The following is a 2059-nucleotide window of genomic DNA, read 5'->3' on the forward strand; positions in this document are numbered from 1 at the left end:
GGCCCTGCGTGGTGCTCGGCCGGCTCGTCGGTGCCGGGCCGCGGCCCGCTCCCGCCGCTCTGGTCCACGATGTCCCCTCGTTAGAAGCGTCTTCCGCGCCTGCACGGCGGAAGGGTCTCGGGTCGATGGTATGCGGCCGTCGCGGCGCGTTCCGCCCCGGCACCCCCCGCGTTTCCCCGCCGGTCGTCGCCGTCCCGGCGGCGGCTGGGTCACTGTCAGTGGCGGGCCGTATGGTCTGGGGTCATGGAGACGAGTACGGAGGGCGCGGCGCAGGCCAGGGGCGAAGCCGCCGCACAACCGGATCCGCAGGTGGCGGCCGGGCGGACGGCGTCCGGCACGCCGGAGGCCGAGGCGGAAGCCGTCACGCCGGAGGCCGAGGCGGAAGCCGGGGCACCAGCCAAGGGGGCCGAAGCGACGAGAACGGATGCGACAGCCGCAAGCGAAGCGGAAACGACGGCGATAGACCCGGACGAGGCAGCGGTGGCCGGTGCCCCCGTCGCCGTACCCCCCGCCGGTCTCTCCCCTTCCCGTGCCAGTGACTTCATGCAGTGCCCCCTGCTCTACCGGTTCCGGGTGATCGACCGGCTGCCCGAGAAGCCGAGTGAGGCGGCGACGCGCGGAACGCTCGTGCACGCGGTGCTGGAGCGGCTGTTCGACGCGCCCGCCGGCGAGCGGACCGCGCCTCGGGCCAAGGCGCTGATCCCCGGCCAGTGGGACCGGCTGAGGGAGAACCGGCCCGAGGTGGTGGAGCTGTTCGAGGACGATCCCGGCGGGGAGCGCCTCGCGCGCTGGCTGGGCGAAGCCGAGCAGCTGGTGGAGCGCTGGTTCACGCTGGAGGACCCGACCCGGCTGGAGCCCGCGGAGCGGGAGTTGTTCGTCGAGGCGGAGCTGGACTCGGGGCTGCGGCTGCGCGGGATCATCGACCGCGTGGACGTGGCCCCCACCGGCGAGGTGCGGATCGTCGACTACAAGACGGGCAAGGCACCCCGCCCCGAGTACGCCGAAGGCGCCCTGTTCCAGATGAAGTTCTACGCCCTGGTGGTGTGGCGCCTGAAGCGGGTCGTCCCGCGTCGGCTGCAACTGGTGTATCTGGGCAGCGGCGACGTCCTGACGTACGACCCCGTCCTCGCCGACCTGGAGCGCGTCGAGCGCAAGCTGCTCGCGCTGTGGGAGGCGATCCGGCAGGCGACCGAGTCCGGCGACTGGCGGCCGCGTCCCACCAAGCTGTGTGGCTGGTGCGACCACCAGACCCACTGCCCGGAGTTCGGCGGCACTCCCCCACCGTATCCGCTGCCGGTGAGGGCGGTCGGGTCCGCCGACGTCGCGCAGGGCAGAATGGGGCCGGACTAGCGAAGGAGAGTTACGTGGCCATCCGCGTCCTACTGGTCGACGACCAGCCGCTGCTGCGTACCGGCTTCCGGATGATCCTGGAGGCGGAGCAGGACCTCGCGGTCGTCGGCGAGGCCGGAGACGGCCTCCAGGCCCTCGACCAGGTGCGGGCACTGCAGCCCGACGTGGTCCTGATGGACATCCGGATGCCCCGGATGGACGGAGTGGAGGCGACCCGGCAGATCACCGGCCCCGGGCGGGACGGCCCGGCGAAGGTGCTGGTGCTGACCACCTTCGATCTCGACGAGTACGTGGTGGAGGCCCTGCGCGCCGGGGCCAGCGGCTTTCTGCTGAAGGACGCGCCGGCCAACGAGCTCGTCCAGGCGATCCGGGTGGTGGCCGCGGGCGAGGCCATGCTGGCGCCGAGCATCACCCGGCGGCTGCTCGACAAGTACGCGACGCACCTGCCTTCCGGCGACGAGCCCGTGCCGGACACACTGCACACGCTCACCGAGCGCGAGGTGGAGGTGCTGAAGCTGGTGGCGCGGGGGCTGTCCAACGCGGAGATCGCGGCGGACCTGTTCGTCAGCGAGACGACCGTGAAGACCCACGTGGGCCACGTCCTGACGAAGCTGGGGCTGCGCGACCGGGTGCAGGCCGCTGTGTACGCGTACGAGAGCGGGCTGGTGCGCCCCGGCGCGCAGTAGGGAATCCGCATCGGGAGGGGGGC

2 protein-coding genes are annotated in these 2059 nt (G+C 72.6%); both read left to right on the forward strand.

Translation table 11 applies throughout. The annotated features are described in order from the left end of the window. Window positions 1-243: 243 nt before the first annotated feature. Window positions 244-1350, forward strand: coding sequence for a RecB family exonuclease (locus GRC12_RS43935; protein WP_244374686.1), 1107 nt, complete (start codon window positions 244-246; stop codon window positions 1348-1350). A gap of 14 nt (window positions 1351-1364) precedes the next feature. Continuing rightward, on the forward strand, window positions 1365-2036 hold the full coding sequence (locus tag GRC12_RS43940; protein ID WP_058926326.1) for a response regulator: 672 nt from the start codon (window positions 1365-1367) through the stop codon (window positions 2034-2036). Window positions 2037-2059: the final 23 nt, after the last annotated feature.

The organism is Streptomyces griseorubiginosus (assembly GCF_017614965.1).
Taxonomy (GTDB): domain Bacteria; phylum Actinomycetota; class Actinomycetes; order Streptomycetales; family Streptomycetaceae; genus Streptomyces; species Streptomyces griseorubiginosus_B.